General features: G+C 66.8%; 14 protein-coding genes. 7 read left to right on the forward strand and 7 right to left on the reverse strand.

The annotated features are described in order from the left end of the window. Nucleotides 1–12 precede the first annotated feature (12 nt). Nucleotides 13–930: a 5'-3' exonuclease gene (locus tag MRBLMI1x_RS13395; RefSeq protein ID WP_020097524.1), complete on the forward strand. Its 918-nt coding sequence runs from the start codon at nucleotides 13–15 to the stop codon at nucleotides 928–930. A 4-nt stretch (nucleotides 931–934) separates the two neighbouring features. On the opposite strand, the gene MRBLMI1x_RS13400 is transcribed toward MRBLMI1x_RS13395, so the two are convergent. Next, complete coding sequence (locus MRBLMI1x_RS13400; protein ID WP_311870598.1) at nucleotides 935–1,927, reverse strand: PHP domain-containing protein; 993 nt, start codon at nucleotides 1,925–1,927, stop codon at nucleotides 935–937. 9 nt (nucleotides 1,928–1,936) lie between these two features. Further along, nucleotides 1,937–2,989: an anthranilate phosphoribosyltransferase gene (trpD, locus tag MRBLMI1x_RS13405; RefSeq protein ID WP_363459293.1), complete on the reverse strand. Its 1,053-nt coding sequence runs from the start codon at nucleotides 2,987–2,989 to the stop codon at nucleotides 1,937–1,939. A gap of 122 nt (nucleotides 2,990–3,111) precedes the next feature. On the opposite strand from trpD, the gene MRBLMI1x_RS13410 reads away from it, so the two are divergent. The 5 genes from MRBLMI1x_RS13410 (at nucleotide 3,112) to MRBLMI1x_RS13430 (ending at nucleotide 8,022) form a co-directional block, all read left to right on the forward strand. After that, on the forward strand, nucleotides 3,112–3,756 hold the full coding sequence (locus MRBLMI1x_RS13410; RefSeq protein WP_018186484.1) for a cytochrome c oxidase subunit 3: 645 nt from the start codon (nucleotides 3,112–3,114) through the stop codon (nucleotides 3,754–3,756). Between the two features lie 24 nt (nucleotides 3,757–3,780). Then, nucleotides 3,781–4,581 carry a cytochrome c gene (locus MRBLMI1x_RS13415; RefSeq protein WP_363459296.1) on the forward strand — a complete coding sequence of 267 codons (801 nt, stop codon included), beginning with the start codon at nucleotides 3,781–3,783 and terminating at the stop codon, nucleotides 4,579–4,581. Between the two features lie 39 nt (nucleotides 4,582–4,620). After that, on the forward strand, nucleotides 4,621–5,697 hold the full coding sequence (locus tag MRBLMI1x_RS13420; protein ID WP_018186482.1) for a ubiquinol-cytochrome c reductase iron-sulfur subunit: 1,077 nt from the start codon (nucleotides 4,621–4,623) through the stop codon (nucleotides 5,695–5,697). Beyond that, complete coding sequence (locus MRBLMI1x_RS13425) at nucleotides 5,694–7,517, forward strand: cytochrome b (protein ID WP_414685630.1); 1,824 nt, start codon at nucleotides 5,694–5,696, stop codon at nucleotides 7,515–7,517. The genes MRBLMI1x_RS13420 and MRBLMI1x_RS13425 overlap by 4 nt, the downstream gene beginning before the upstream one ends. A 79-nt stretch (nucleotides 7,518–7,596) precedes the next feature. Continuing rightward, nucleotides 7,597–8,022, forward strand: a complete 426-nt coding sequence (locus tag MRBLMI1x_RS13430) for a rhodanese-like domain-containing protein (protein WP_020097529.1) — start codon at nucleotides 7,597–7,599, stop codon at nucleotides 8,020–8,022. 424 nt (nucleotides 8,023–8,446) lie between these two features. Here the strand turns inward: MRBLMI1x_RS13430 and MRBLMI1x_RS13435 are convergent, their stop codons facing one another. The 5 genes from MRBLMI1x_RS13435 to MRBLMI1x_RS13455 form a co-directional block, all read right to left on the reverse strand. Further along, on the reverse strand, nucleotides 8,447–8,881 hold the full coding sequence (locus MRBLMI1x_RS13435; RefSeq protein ID WP_018186479.1) for a cytochrome c oxidase subunit 4: 435 nt from the start codon (nucleotides 8,879–8,881) through the stop codon (nucleotides 8,447–8,449). Further along, nucleotides 8,882–10,624, reverse strand: a complete 1,743-nt coding sequence (gene ctaD, locus MRBLMI1x_RS13440) for a cytochrome c oxidase subunit I (RefSeq protein ID WP_018186478.1) — start codon at nucleotides 10,622–10,624, stop codon at nucleotides 8,882–8,884. Beyond that, nucleotides 10,624–11,526: a cytochrome c oxidase subunit II gene (gene coxB / locus MRBLMI1x_RS13445; protein ID WP_018186477.1), complete on the reverse strand. Its 903-nt coding sequence runs from the start codon at nucleotides 11,524–11,526 to the stop codon at nucleotides 10,624–10,626. The genes ctaD and coxB overlap by 1 nt, the downstream gene beginning before the upstream one ends. A gap of 114 nt (nucleotides 11,527–11,640) precedes the next feature. Further along, a complete protein-coding gene (gene erpA / locus MRBLMI1x_RS13450; protein ID WP_018186476.1) occupies nucleotides 11,641–12,006 on the reverse strand; it encodes an iron-sulfur cluster insertion protein ErpA in 366 nt (121 codons plus the stop codon). Between the two features lie 115 nt (nucleotides 12,007–12,121). Then, on the reverse strand, nucleotides 12,122–13,513 hold the full coding sequence (locus MRBLMI1x_RS13455; protein ID WP_018186475.1) for a dipeptidase: 1,392 nt from the start codon (nucleotides 13,511–13,513) through the stop codon (nucleotides 12,122–12,124). A gap of 52 nt (nucleotides 13,514–13,565) precedes the next feature. Between MRBLMI1x_RS13455 and MRBLMI1x_RS13460 the strand changes: the two genes are divergently transcribed. After that, complete coding sequence (locus tag MRBLMI1x_RS13460; RefSeq protein WP_018186474.1) at nucleotides 13,566–14,126, forward strand: DUF3043 domain-containing protein; 561 nt, start codon at nucleotides 13,566–13,568, stop codon at nucleotides 14,124–14,126. Nucleotides 14,127–14,166 lie beyond the last annotated feature (40 nt).

Genomic DNA, 14,166 nt, shown 5'->3' on the forward strand with positions numbered 1-14,166 from the left:
GAGGATGAGCGCGTGACCGACCGCCTCATGCTGCTCGACTCCGCCAGCCTCTACTTCCGCGCGTTCTACGGCGTGCCCGACACGGTGAAGGCGGCAGACGGTCGTCCTGTGAACGCCGTCCGCGGCTTCCTCGACATGATCGCGAAGCTCGTCGACACGTATGAGCCGACCCACCTCGTCGCCTGCTGGGACGACGATTGGCGGCCGCAGTGGCGCGTCGATCTCATCCCGTCCTACAAGACGCACCGCGTCGCCGAGGCGGTCGCGTCGGCCCCCGACGTCGAGGAGATCCCCGACCCTCTCGAGAGCCAGGTCCCGGTGATCCGTGAAGCGCTCGGCACACTCGGCATCCCGATCATCGGCGCTCCGGACCACGAGGCCGATGACGTCATCGGGACGCTCGCGTCGACGAACACCATCCCCGTCGACGTGGTGACCGGCGACCGCGACCTGTTCCAGCTCGTCGACGACGACCGTGGCGTCCGCGTCATCTACACGGGCCGCGGGATGAGCAAGCTCGAAGTACTCACCGACGCCGTCGTCGTCACGAAATACGGCGTCCTCCCATCGCAGTACGCCGACTTCGCCGCGATGCGAGGCGACGCGTCCGACGGACTCCCGGGTGTCGCCGGCATCGGCGAGAAGACCGCGGCGACGCTGCTGGCCGCGCACGGCGATCTCACCGGCATCCGGAGCGCTGCCGAGGCCGGCGAAGGGATGAGCGCGGGCGTCAGGGCGAAGATCCTCGCTGCCTCCGACTACCTCGACGTCGCGCCGCGCGTGGTCGAGGTCGTGCGGACGCTCGATCTACCGCCCGTGGATGCCCGCATCACCGCGCCGGACGAGGAGGCGGTGGCGCAGTTGGCGGGCACCTGGTCACTCGGATCCTCGGCGACCCGCGCACGGGCAGCGCTCACCGCCCGGGCCTGACCTCTCAGCTCGTCGACGCCCATTCACGGAGTCGCTCGAGCGGCCACGTGGTGATGACGCGGTCAGCGGGCACACCGGCGCGCTCCGCGCGCGCCGCGCCATGGTCCAGCAACGACAGCTGCCCCGGGGCGTGCGCGTCCGAGTCGATCGAGAAGAGGCATCCGATCTCGATCGCGAGGGCGAGCAGATCGTCCGGCGGATCCTCCCGCTCCGGGCGGGAGTTGATCTCGAGCGCGGTGCCGTGTTCGGCGCACGCTTCGAAGACGGCTCTCGCATCGAACACCGACGGCGGACGGGTCCCCCGCGCCCCCGACACGAGGCGGCCGGTGACATGGCCCAGCACGTCGACGCGGGGATCGGATGCCGCAGCCACCAGGCGGCGCGTCATCGGCGCCTGCTCCATCCGCAGGGCGGAATGCGCGGACGCGACGACGATGTCGAGGGATTCGAGGAGATCGTCCTCCTGGTCGAGGGAGCCGTCGTCGAGGATGTCGACCTCGATCCCGCTCAGCAGGGTGAACGTCTCGTCGCAGAAATCAGGGATGAGTGCGAGCTGCTCGCGGAGCCGCTCCGCAGACAGTCCGCGCGCCACCCTGAGCCTCGGCGAATGGTCGGTCAGAGCGAGGTAGTCATGGCCGAGCGAACGCGCGGCGTCGACCATCGATTCGATCGATGTCAACCCGTCGGACCACTCCGAGTGGGCGTGCAGATCGCCCCGCAGGAGCGGACGCAATGCCGACACCTCGGTGGGCGCGACTCGTTCCCGCAGGTCCGCAAGGTAGGTCGGCACGCGCCCGGAAAGCGCCTCCGAGATCACGGCGAAGGTGGAGGCGCCGATGCCTTTCCGGGCGCGCAGGCGGGAGACGTCAGCCCGCTCAGCAGGGCTCAGACCCGCTAGGGACTCTGCGGCTGCTCGGAAGGCCTTCGACTTGTACCGGGACGCGCGATCGCGCTCGAGGAGCTCCGCGATCTCCGTGAGGGCTTCGATCGGGTCCACGGTGCGCGCTCAGCGTCCGGACGCGGCGACCCACGCATCGAGCTTGGCCCGCGCGGCGCCCGCGTCGACGGCGGCTGCCGCTTCGGCATAGGCGTTCGCGAGTCGCTCGACGAACGGACGCTGGAGCTCGGCTGCATCCTGGAACAGCCGATACGACACGATGCCGGCGGCGGCGTTTAACAGGACGATGTCGCGGACCGGACCGGATTCGCCGTCGAGCACGCGACGCACGATCGCCGCGTTGTGCTCGGCATCGCCGCCGAGCAGGTCAGCGATCTCCGCCCGTGGAATGCCGAGGTCGCGAGGATCGAGGTCGTGCTCGCGCACGTCTCCCCGGCTGACCTCCCAGACGCGGCTGTGGCCTGTCGTGGTGAGTTCGTCCATCCCGTCGTCGCCACGGAACACGAGTGCCGTCGCACCGCGCGTCTGGAAGACACCGGTGATGAGCGGCACACGGTCCAGGTGAGCGACACCAACGGCGTTGGCTTCGGCGCGCGCCGGATTGCACAGCGGCCCGAGGAAGTTGAAGACGGTCGGAATGCCGAGTTCCGCCCGCGTCGGTCCGGCGTGCCGGAAGCCGGGGTGGAAGGCGGAGGCGAAAGCGAAGGTGATCCCGACCTCGTCGAGGACCTCCGCGACACGCTCCGGAGTCTGCGTCAGATCGACACCCAGTGCAGCGAGCACGTCCGATGACCCTGACTTCGAACTCGACGCGCGGTTGCCGTGCTTCACGACCGGGATGCCGGTGGCCGCCACGACGACCGAGGCGGTCGTCGAGACGTTCACGGTCCCGTAACGATCGCCTCCCGTGCCGACGATGTCGAGCACGTCTGCCGGCACGGGGAGCGGCACCGCAGCCTCGAGGATGGCGTCGCGGAATCCCACGATCTCGTCGACGGTCTCGCCCTTGGCCCGCAGCGCGACGAGGAACCCGGCGAGCTGCGCAGAGGTCGCGTCACCGTTCATCACCTGGCGCATCGCCCAGGTCGATTCGGACACGCTGAGGTTCTTGCCGTCCAGCACCGTGGAGAGAATCTCGGGCCAGGAGTACATGTCCGCCATGACCCCCGATCCTACTCAGCACTCTGGCAGGCGACTCCCGGCGGGCCCATCGACGGCGCCGACCCGGCGGAAAGACACAAGTACCTTCAGGAATGCGAAACCCTCCCCCAACATCGGCCATAATGGGGAGCGTGACGACCACTCCCGCGACATACAACCAGGCACTGCGTTCGGTGAAACGACCGGACCCCGTGGCTGTCGGCACGATCGTGTGGCTGGGCAGCGAGGTCATGTTCTTCGCCGGCCTCTTCGCCATCTACTTCACGATCCGCAACACCTCGCCGGAGCTGTGGGCAAGTCGCACCGAGCTGCTGAACGTGCCGTTCGCCGCGGTGAACACGCTCATCCTCGTGCTGTCGTCGTTCACCGCTCAGGCCGGTGTGTTCGCCGCCGAGCGGTTCCAGCCCTACCGTCGCGGATCCTTCTGGAACTTCCGCCAGTGGGGAATGGTCGAGTGGTTCTACCTGACGTTCATCATGGGCGCCGTCTTCGTCTCGGGCCAGGTGTGGGAGTACGCCACCCTGGTCGCCGAGGGCCTGCCGATCAGCGAGGATTCCTACGCGTCGGCCTTCTACATCACGACCGGTTTCCACGCTCTTCACGTGACGGGTGGCCTCATCGCCTTCCTGCTCATCATCGGGCGTGCGTTCGCGGTCAAGAACTTCGGCCGAAAGGAGATGACCTCCGCGATCGTCGTGTCCTACTACTGGCACTTCGTCGACGTCGTGTGGATCATCCTCTTCGCCGTCATCTACTTCATCCGGTAATACAGAGCGGAGCTGAGTTCCTCAATGGCATCCAAGACCCCGCGTCGGCACACGGGCCGTCGCAGCAAGTGGGCGGCAGCCGCTCTCATCGGCGTCGGCCTGCTGCTCACGGGTGGCATCTACGCCGGCGCATCCGCCGCCATGGCGTCGACCACGTCCACCGACACGGCATCCGCGCTCACCGTCGAAGACGGCAAGAAGCTGTTCCAGGCGAACTGCGCGACCTGCCACGGTCTCGACCTCGAGGGCACCGCCGACGGTCCCTCCCTGTACGGAGTCGGTGAGCTGTCGGTCGAGTTCCAGGTCTCGACGGGCCGCATGCCGCTCCAGGCTCAGGGACCGCAGGCTCCCCAGAAGGCGCCGCAGTTCACCGAGGACCAGATCAAGGCGATGGCGGCGTGGGTGCAGTCCGTCGCCCCCGGGCCGACCTACCCTGACGAGGCGATCCTCGACGGCGGTGGCGACCTGACGAAGGGTGCCGAGCTCTTCCGCATCAACTGCGCGATGTGCCACAACGTCGCCGCGGCTGGTGGCGCGCTGACCGAGGGCAAGTACGCCCCCGCGCTCACCAAGACCAGCCCGCTGCACATCTACGCCGCGATGGTGACCGGTCCGCAGAACATGCCGGTCTTCAACAACATGACCATCACGCCGGACGAGAAGCGCGACATCATCTCGTCCCTCATGTACCTGCAGAAGAGCGAACCCGTAGGCGGGTTCACGCTCGGGTCGCTGGGTCCCGTGTCCGAGGGTCTCTTCATCTGGATCTTCGGCATCGGCACTCTCATCGGCATCTCGGTGTGGATCACCGCGAAGTCCAACTGACCCACCACTGACGTAAAGAATTTCAAGGCGAGGAGCACAATGTCACACGAGGAAGAGCCGCAGGCGCTCGAGAAGGCTCCTCAGCCTTCGTCGGGGCTCGTCGTCGCGGTCGCCGACCCCGTGCAGAACCCCGGTCTGCCGCCCCACCGTGAGCGGATGACCGACAAGGACCCGGCGGCGATGAATCGCGCGGTCCGTACCGTCTACACGCTGTTCTACATCTCTCTCGCCGCCAGCCTCTGGGCCGTCGCCGCGTACATGCTGTTCCCGATCGAGAGCGGCGACTTCGGTGACATCCGGAGCAACAACCTCTTCATCGGTCTCGGCATCGGGTTCGCTCTGCTGACCATCGGCATCGCTGCGATCCACTGGTCGAAGGCGATCATGCCCGACAAGGAGCACATCGAGGCTCGTCACTCGACCCGCGGCAAGGAGTCGACCCGCGAAGCAGCGGTCGACGTCTTCCGCGAGGCGAACGAGGAGTCCGGGTTCGGACGCCGAACCGCGATCCGCGGCGGACTCATCGCCGCTGTCGTCGCGTCCATCGTCCCCGGCGTGACGCTCTTCCGCGGGCTCGCTCCGCACTCCTCCGAGGAGAAGCCGCTCGCCGGCGACCCGGTCGCGCTTCTTAAGCACACCATGTGGAAGGAGGGTGAGCGCCTCGCGCACGACCCCTCCGGCCTCCCCATCCGCGCTGCGGACATCGCCCTCGGCTCCGCCGTCCACGTGATGCCCGAATCGCTCAAGGATGTCGACCACCTCGACGGCTACCTCGAAGAGAAGGCCAAGGCGATCGTCCTGCTCATGCGGCTGCTCCCCGAGCAGCTGCCCGCCGAGTACAACCGCCTCGACTGGTCCTACGACGGGATCGTGGCGTACTCGAAGGTCTGCACCCACGTCGGATGCCCCGTGGCACTCTACGAGCAGCAGACCCACCACCTTCTCTGCCCGTGCCACCAGTCGCAGTTCGACGTGTCCCGCGGCGCCGAGGTCATCTTCGGCCCGGCCGCCCGACCGCTCCCCCAGCTGCCCATCACGGTGGACGCAGACGGTTACCTGATCGCTAAGAGCGACTTCGAAGAGCCCGTCGGGCCAAGCTTCTGGGAGCGTCATTGAGCACCGCGACTGAATCCGCACCGGCCACCACGGTGGCCCGACCGGCTGACAAGCCCCTCGGCGGCCGCTTCATCGGCGCCACCGCGAACTACCTCGACGAGCGAACGAGCATCTCGGGCCTCGTCAAGGAGATCGGGCGCAAGATCTTCCCCGACCACTGGTCGTTCATGCTCGGCGAGATCGCGCTCTGGAGCTTCGTCGTCGTCTTCCTGTCGGGGTCGTTCCTGACGTTCTTCTTCGAAGCGTCGATGGCTCCCACGCACTACAACGGCGCGTACGCACCCTTGCGCGGCATCGAGATGTCGGCGGCCCTCGAGTCCACGCTGAACATCTCGTTCGACCTCCGCGGTGGCCTGCTCGTCCGACAGCTGCACCACTGGGCAGCCCTGCTGTTCATCGCCGCCATCGGCGTGCACATGCTGCGTGTCTTCTTCACGGGTGCGTTCCGCAAGCCGCGCGAGCTGAACTGGGTGATCGGCTTCGTGCTGTTCATCCTGGCAATGGCGCTCGGATTCACCGGGTACTCGCTCCCCGACGACCTGCTCTCGGGCAACGGTCTCCGCATCATCGACGGAATGATCAAGGGCCTCCCCCTGATCGGCACGTGGACCTCGTATCTCCTCTTCGGAGGCGAGTTCCCGGGTACGGCGATCGTGAACCGTCTGTACACGCTGCACATCCTGTTGCTTCCGCTCATCCTCATCGCGCTCATCGCGGCGCACCTGATGCTGATGATCATCAACAAGCACACGCAGTTCGCCGGCCCCGGCCGCACTAACGACAACGTCGTGGGCTACCCGATGGTGCCGATCTACATGTCGAAGATGGGCGGCTTCCTGTTCATCACGTTCGGTGTGCTCGTGCTGATCGCCTCGATGTTCACCATCAACCCGATCTGGAACTACGGTCCTTACGACCCGTCGCCCGTGTCTGCGGGAACCCAGCCGGACTGGTACATCGGGTTCGCCGATGGTGCGCTCCGCCTGGCCCCGTCCAACCTGGACGTCGTCCTGTTCGACCGCACCTGGTCCTTCGGCATCCTGCTGCCGGTCGCCGTCCTCGGCCTGTTCATCGTCCTCGTCGCGATCTACCCGTTCATCGAGGCGTGGGTCACCGGCGACAAGCGCGAGCACCACATCGCCCAGCGTCCCCGTCACGCACCGACGCGCACCGCGATCGGTGTGGCCGGCGTGATCTTCTACGCCGTGCTCTGGGCCGCCGCTTCCTCGGACATCATCGCGACGCACTTCCATCTCACGATGGAGGGAGTGATCCACTCGCTCCAGGCGCTCCTGTTCATCGGGCCGATCGTCGGGTACTTCGTGACGAAGCGCATCGCGATCGCCCTGCAGAAGAAGGACCGCGAGATCGCGTTGCACGGCTACGAATCCGGTCGCATCGTGCGCCTCCCGGGTGGCGAGTACATCGAGGTCCACCAGCCTGTCGACGCTTACGAGCGCGTCAAGCTCATCGACTTCGAGATCCACGAGCCCCTGGTCGTGCGGCCCAACGACAACGGTCGCATCGCGTGGCACCAGAACGTCCGCGCATCGCTGTCGCGGTGGTTCTTCGAGGATCGCCTCTCCCCCGTCACGCAGGCTGAGGTGGATGCCGCGATCGCCCACCAGCACCACGCGCTCGAGCACATCGAGCACGAGGAGGAGGAGGAGATCCGTGGCGCCCACGAGCGCGCCGGAGCTCCGGACGCACCCCTGCGCCCGATCGACGACGGCCACAACCCTGAGACGGCCAACCGCCCGTCGAACATCATCGTGGTGGACGACGCACCCGCCAAGAAGGACGACCGCTCGAACGATTGAGCTCGTCTGGCAGAAAAGCGGCGGGGTCTGACCGAATGGTCGGACCCCGCCGCTTTCGTGTGCCCGTAGCGTCGATCACATGATCCCCTCCCCCGCATCCGTCCTCTCCTACTTCGAGACGAAGCTCCTCGTCGAGACCGATCCGAGCGACGTCTATGCTTCGCAGCGCGCGGGCGATGCTTTCGTGCTCGTCGATGTGCGCGACACCGATGCCTGGGATCAGGGTCACGCCTCGGGAGCGATCCACATCCCTCACGGTCAGATCGCGTCGCGCGCCGCAAGCGAGATCGCGCAGCACATCCCGGTGGTCGTCTACTGCTGGAGCCCGGGATGCAACGGCGGAGCCCGCGGTGCTGTCGAGTTCGCACGACTCGGCTACGCGGTGCGGGAGATGATCGGCGGGTTCGAGTACTGGGCGCGAGAGGGGCTGCCCGTCGAGGGCCTAGAAGGGCCGCTCCCCCGACGTTTCGACCCCCTGGTGATGCCCGTACGCCCGCCGCGGTGACACCCGCCTGAGACCGGCGCGTGGGCCCGCGTCCGAAAGCTATGGCGATCAGTGCCCACGGTGGCCTCGCCCGGGGCGCCAGGGTGTGCGCGTCGGCGTCATGTGCCCCACCTGAGCCTGGCCCTGGTTCGGATGAGGATAGGCACGTGGGGATGCAGGGGGAGCTGTGTCCGCGGCCCCGGAGCGCAGCGGGGCATCCTGCTCGCGGTCACCCGCTGCATCTTCCGAAGCGGTGGGATCCAAGAGCATCATCGATGACCGACACGCGACCAGCACAGCGGGGGGGATCAGCGTTGCTGGCCTCTCGAGCTCGTCGCTATGGGTGTGCGACTCGGCTGCCGGCGCGCCCAGTCGGGGTCCTCAGATGCCAAGAACAACGCCGTCCGCCACGGTGGTGTGGCGGACGGCGTTGTGTATGCGCGGCTCAGCGGGCGAAGTAGCCCCGGTAGTACTCGTAGACCCAGCCGACGATGGCGACGACGAAGATGCCGACACCGATCGGAATCATGAACTCGCCGACGGCAAGGCCGATGAAGGCGATCGCCGCGGAGCCGGCGAGCACCAGCGGCCACCACGACCAGGGCGAGAACTCGCCCATCTCGGGGTCGCCGTCATCGATGTCGGCCGTCAGGGAGTCCTCGGGGAGGGTTCCGCCCTGGGCCTTCTCGACGCGGCTCGAGTAGAAGGCGATCATGGCGGCCATCATCGTCACGAAGACGAGGCCGACAGAACCGACCCATTCGATGCGGTTGAAAACCGGCAGCTGCGGATGGGCCAGGATGTTCCAGCCCACGTAGACCACAGCGACGAGCGCGAAGAAGGCGGAGAGCACCCACCACAGGTTGACGTTGGTCTTCACTTACTTGACCTCACCATTCGTCAGATCGACCACGGGCGCGTCGGGTGCATCCTTCGCAGGACCGACACCCACCGGGATCCCGGCCTCGGGGTGGTTCAGATCGAAGGCGGGCCGCTCGCTGCGGATGCGCGGGATCGACGTGAAGTTGTGGCGCGGCGGCGGGCAGCTGGTCGCCCACTCGAGCGACCCGCCGTAGCCCCACGGGTCGTTGACGGTCACACGCGGCGCCTTGCGGGCCGTGATCCAGACGTTGAGCAGGAACGGAACCATCGATGCCGCGAGGATCATCGAGCCGACGGTCGACACCTGGTTCTGCCACGTCCAGCCGTCCTGGCTCGCGTAGTCCGCGTACCGGCGGGGCATGCCGTCCGCACCCAGCCAGTGCTGGATGAGGAACGTCATGTGGAAGCCGATGAACAGCAGCCAGAAGTGCACGAGGCCGAGGCGCTCGTTCAGCATCTTTCCGGTCCACTTGGGCCACCAGAAGTAGAAGCCGGCGAACATCGCGAAGACGACGGTGCCGAAGACGACGTAGTGGAAGTGGGCCACGACGAAGTACGAGTCGGAGACGTGGAAGTCGAGCGGCGGCGACGACAGGATGATGCCCGTCAGACCACCGAACACGAACGACACGAGGAATCCGAGCGCGAAGACCATCGGCGTCTCGAAGGTGATCGACCCTCGCCACATCGTGCCGATCCAGTTGAAGATCTTCACACCCGTCGGAACGGCGATGAGCATCGTCATGAGAGCGAAGAACGGCAGCAGCACCGCGCCGGTCACGTACATGTGGTGCGCCCACACGGAGACGGACAGAGCCGCGATGGCGATCGTGGCGTAGACCAGCGTCTTGTATCCGAAGATCGGCTTGCGGCTGAACACCGGGAAGATCTCGGACACGATGCCGAAGAACGGCAGCGCGATGATGTACACCTCGGGGTGACCGAAGAACCAAAAGAGGTGCTGCCAGAGCAGGACGCCACCGTTGGCCGGGTCGTAGATGTGGGCACCGAGGATGCGGTCGGCCGCAGCGGCGAAGATCGCCGCTGCGAGGACCGGGAAGGCCATCAGGATCAGGATGCTGGTGACCAGGGTGTTCCAGCTGAAGATCGGCATGCGCCACATCGTCATACCCGGAGCGCGCATGGTCATGATCGTCGTGATGAAGTTCACACCACCGAGGATCGTGCCGAAACCACTCATGCCGAGACCCAGCATCCAGAGGTCGCCACCGGCGCCGGGACTGAAGCTCTCACTCGCCAAGGGCTGGTAGGCGAACCATCCGAACGCGGCCGCACCCTGAGGGGTGAGGAAGCCTGCGACGGCGATAGTGGAACCGAAGGTGAACAGCCAGAACGCGAAGGCGTTCAGACGCGGGAACGCGACGTCCGGAGCACCGATCTGCAGCGGGAGGAGTGCGTTGGCGAAGCCCGCGAACAGCGGCGTCGCGAACATCAGCAGCATGATCGTGCCGTGCATCGTGAACAGCTGGTTGTACTGCTCCTTGGTCGGCACGACCTGCATGCCGGGCTCGAAAAGCTCGGCACGGATGATCAGGGCCATGACGCCACCGAGCATGAAGAACAGCACGGAGGCGATCAGGTACATGTACCCGATGGTCTTGTGATCCGTGGACGTGATCCACTTCACGACGATGTTGCCCTTGTGCTCGACGCGCGAGCTGGTGAGCAGCGCGGCCTGGCGAGGGGGAAGCGTGGGTGCGGGGGGTGCGATGGTGGCCATCAGTTGTTGTGCTCTCCCTCAGCGGCGGGCGCGCCGGTGCCGGGCGCGTTCTGTTGCCGATCCAGTGCGTCGTCGATGTCGCCGGTCTGCCCCTTGGCCTTGAGCGACGCGATGTAGCTCTGGTACTCCGAATCCGAGACGACCTTCACGTTGAAGAGCATCATCGAGTGGTACTGGCCGCAGAGCTCGGCGCACTTGCCGACGAACGTGCCTTCCTTGGTGGGCGTGAAGGACCAGTAGTTCTCACGACCGGGATACATGTCCTTCTTGTAAAGGAAGTCCACGATCCAGAACGAGTGGATGACGTCGCGCGACTCGAGCTGCAGCGTCACTTCCTTGTTGACGGGCAGGACGAGCTCGGGGACCTCGTTGGTGATGTTGCCCTGTGCGTCGGTCTGCGCCTGCACACCGATGGTCCACACCGGGTCCTGGGGGTCGTCGCAGTTGTCGCCGTTGTACTGGAAGTCCCACGCCCACTGCTTGCCGATGGCCGTGATGCAGACATCCGGCTTCTCGTACTGGGTCTCGAGGATCGCCTGGTCGCGCGCCGTGAAGGCGAAGAAGCCGAGCACGAGGATGACGGGGGCGATCGTGAAGAACATCTCGATCGGCATGTTGTAGCGGAGCTGGACCGGCAGGCCCGACTGCCCCTTGCGACGCCGGTACGCGATCGCAGCCCAGCCCATGAGGGCCCAGGTGATCACACCGACGGCGAGGACGACGATCCACGACGTGGTCCAGAGGCCGGCGATCATCGACGTGTGGTTCGTCGCCTGCCCGCCCCCCTCATCGAAGCCGGGGAGGAAGCCGTTCGCTGTCGTGGGGCTGCATCCCGCAAGCGCGACCGCGGAGGCGATCGTGAGCGGGAGGGCTACCCAACGGAGTCGGCGGTTGACGCGCACGGTGCACCTTTCGGGGACATGAAGGTCAGACTCATGCCAGTCTAGGGCAACCTCTTACGGGATTCCGGCCATCCGCTCAGGATGCCGGAACCGGTTGAGGTGCCCGGGGATGGATCAGTGGAAGCTGTCGCCGCAGGCGCAGCTGCCCGCAGCATTCGGGTTGTCGATCGTGAAGCCCTGCTCCGAGATCGTGTCCTTGAAATCGATCTTCGCGCCGTCGAGGTAGGGCACCGACATGTCGTCGACGATCACCTCGACACCGTCGAAGTCGACGGTCTTGTCTCCGTCGAGGTAACGCTCGTCGAAGTAGAGCTGGTAGATCAGACCCGAGCATCCACCGGGCTGAACGGCGACGCGGAGCCGGAGGTCATCACGGTTCTCCTGCGACAGCAGGCTCTTCACCTTGTCGGCAGCAGCCTCGGTGAGGGCGACGCCGTGGGCGGGAACGGTCTCGGTGGACTGCGTGGCGATGTCGGTCATGACTCTCCCCATGGTCGGGCCGCCAGTGCTCTTGAGGAACGGGGGCGGCGTGCTGACACGATTCTACGTCGCCTCTCGGGCTCTGGCCCGGCGGCGCGAGTATCTGCAGGCGGGTTCACTCGGATGCGTCGAGGGACTCGAGCAGGAGCGCCTCGGACACCAGCGCGTGTCGGAACGTGTCCACGTGCAGGGATTCGTTCGGGCTGTGAGCCCGCGCATGAGGATCCTCCACCCCGGTCACGAGGATCTCCGCGCCCGGGAACTCGCGTACGAGGTCGGCGATGAAGGGAATCGATCCGCCCACGCCGATGTCGACGGGCGTGCGTCCGTAGCCACTCTCGAGGGCGGAACGCGCCTTCTCGACGGCAGGGCCGGACGTGTCGACGAGGAACGGGTTGCCGAAGTCGACGTCGCGGAACGTGAGGCGTGCACCGAACGGCGCGTGGGCGTGCAGGTGCGCCTCGACGGCGGCGAAGGCCTCGGCGGCGGGCTGGCCGGGCGCGACGCGCGTGCTGATGACGACCGTCACCTTCGGCGACAGCGTGTTCGACGCGTTGCGGACACTCGGAGCGTCGATGCCGGTGATCGTGATCGAGGGCTTGTTCCAGATGCGGCTCAGGATCGCGTCGCGTCCGATCGGCGACACACCGTCGGGAAGCCCCGCCTCGCTGCGGAGGGTCTCCTCGGTGTATGGCGGGGTCGCGGCATCCCGGATCGCGAGGCCGTCGACGGCGACTGCGCCGTCCTCATCCCACAGCGTGGCCAGCAGCGTGACCGCTGCCATCATGGCGTCGGGCACCGCCCCGCCGAACATCCCGGAGTGGGATGCGTGATCGAGCGTCTCGATGTCAAGGGTGAACCGTGCGTTGCCGCGGAGCGAGACCGTCAGAGCGGGGGTCTCGGAGTCCCAGTTCCCCGAGTCTGCGACGACGATGACATCAGCGCGAAGGGCGTCGGCGTTGTCGCTCAGGAACGGCGCGAACGATGCGGAGCCCGCCTCCTCCTCGCCCTCGAAGAAGAGGTTCACGCCGAGGTCGAAGTCGTCGCCGAGCGCCTCCTTCATCGCCCGGAGAGCGCCGATGTGGGCCATGATGCCCGCTTTGTCATCGGCTGCGCCACGCCCGTAGATCCGGCCGTCGCGGAGCGTCGGCTCGAAGGGCGGGGACTCCCACAGGGACTCGTCGCCGACGGGCTGAACGTCGTGGTGCGCGTACAGCAGGATCGTCGGCCGGCCGTTGCGGGGTGCACGGGTGGCGAGGACGGCGGGCATCCCCTCCTCCCCCGTTTCGGGGATGACGGCCGTCTTGACCTCGACGCGTTCGAAGATGCCGAGGTCGTCGACGAGGGCCTTCACCGCGTCGGCGCTTCGCTGCACCTCGGCGCGGTCGAACCCCGGGAAGGCGACGGACGGGATGCGGACGAGGGAGCCGAGATCGGCGAGGGCGGCGGGGACCTGGGTGAGGGCCGCCTCCCGCACCGCGGCGGACCGAGAGGTGTCGGAAGTCATGCGGGTAATCTTATGTGGCACGCCTTTTCCGCCGATTCCGAGGAAGCGCCCCGTGGCACAGACACCTCCCCCTGCCGACACCGCCCCCGACGCCCCCACGGGCGCGGGGAAGAACCGCCCGACGCCGACGCGCGCCGAGCAGGAAGCGGCACGGAAGCGGCCCCTCGTCGCCAACACCAAGGAGGCCCGCGCCCGCGCGAAGGCTGAGCTCGCTGCCCAGCGCGAGAAGGCCCGTGTCGGCATGGCCAACGGCGACGAGCGATACCTGACGCCCCGCGACCGCGGTCCCCAGCGCCGGTTCGCCCGCGATTACACGGACGCCGGCTGGCACTTCGGCGAGCTCATCATGCCGCTCCTGGTGATCGTGATCCTCTTCGCGCTCGTTCCGAACACCGCGATCGTGTTCTACGCGTACGTGGGGCTCTGGGCTTATCTGCTTTTCGTGGTCGCGGACATGGCCATCCTCTCCCGCAAGGTGAAGAAGCTCGCCGCCGCGAAGTGGGGTGACCGCCGCGAGAAGGGTCTCGGCTGGTACGCCGCGATGCGCTCCGTCCAGATGCGCTTCATGCGCCTCCCCAAGCCGCAGGTCAAGCGCGGCGAATACCCGCACTGATCTCCGACGACGAAGGGCCCGCACACGATCGTGCGGGCCC

Source organism: Microbacterium sp. LMI1x-1-1.1 (genome assembly GCF_040676205.1).
GTDB lineage: Bacteria > Actinomycetota > Actinomycetes > Actinomycetales > Microbacteriaceae > Microbacterium > Microbacterium aquilitoris.

Bases quoted from the DNA above. Each gene is read 5' to 3' on its own strand.
- MRBLMI1x_RS13430 (WP_020097529.1), top strand. From the start codon at position 7,597: ATGATCCCCTCCCCCGCATCCGTCCTCTCCTACTTCGAGACGAAGCTC.
- MRBLMI1x_RS13410 (WP_018186484.1), top strand. From the start codon at position 3,112: ATGGGGAGCGTGACGACCACTCCCGCGACATACAACCAGGCACTGCGT.
- trpD (WP_363459293.1), bottom strand. From the start codon at position 2,989: ATGGCGGACATGTACTCCTGGCCCGAGATTCTCTCCACGGTGCTGGAC.
- MRBLMI1x_RS13415 (WP_363459296.1), top strand. From the start codon at position 3,781: ATGGCATCCAAGACCCCGCGTCGGCACACGGGCCGTCGCAGCAAGTGG.
- MRBLMI1x_RS13455 (WP_018186475.1), bottom strand. From the start codon at position 13,513: ATGACTTCCGACACCTCTCGGTCCGCCGCGGTGCGGGAGGCGGCCCTC.
- erpA (WP_018186476.1), bottom strand. From the start codon at position 12,006: ATGACCGACATCGCCACGCAGTCCACCGAGACCGTTCCCGCCCACGGC.
- MRBLMI1x_RS13420 (WP_018186482.1), top strand. From the start codon at position 4,621: ATGTCACACGAGGAAGAGCCGCAGGCGCTCGAGAAGGCTCCTCAGCCT.
- ctaD (WP_018186478.1), bottom strand. From the start codon at position 10,624: ATGGCCACCATCGCACCCCCCGCACCCACGCTTCCCCCTCGCCAGGCC.